This is a genomic window from Candidatus Symbiothrix dinenymphae, assembly GCF_001431085.1.
Genome location: NZ_BBRU01000360.1, coordinates 1 through 478 on the forward strand (window position 1 = coordinate 1; position 478 = coordinate 478).

At 48.7% G+C, this 478-nt stretch carries 1 protein-coding gene; it reads right to left on the reverse strand.

All coding sequences use genetic code 11. The features are described from left to right. Window positions 1-478 (reverse strand): DUF5723 family protein (locus ASC50_RS04310; RefSeq protein WP_226995394.1); only part of this gene is annotated, 478 nt, incomplete at both ends.

A 478-nucleotide genomic window follows, 5' to 3' on the forward strand; every position in this document is an offset into this window, starting at 1 on the left:
GGACCGCCGAATGCCCACACCCAACCGGCTTGCAGGTTTATCCCTTTCATGTAAACAGGCAAGCCAAGCGGGATGCTCTCATCTGCCAATGGCGTGAAACTGAGTGGGATATTGTCGATAGCCAGATACATGGTGAACGGACCCACTGCTAATGAATTACCAAAGCCGAGCGAATGCCATTCGCCATTCATGAAAGAATACGAAAAGCTGGGATTAAACCACTTGGCGGGGCGAAAATTGACCGAAGCCGTTATGTCGGGATAAATCGTGTTGTCGATAATCAAATTGGACGACAGCAGACCGAAGCCGATTTTGTCGTTGCACACGCTATATTCCGCGCCAAGATTGATGCGGGTGTGCAATGCGGTGGTGTAGGCTTTGGGATTGCTGCTCAGGGCTAAGTTTTTCTCCACTAAATTCATAAAAGTATCCACTTTTGCGCTGATTTGGTCGGAGATGTGGTTGATGTCGTTCAAGT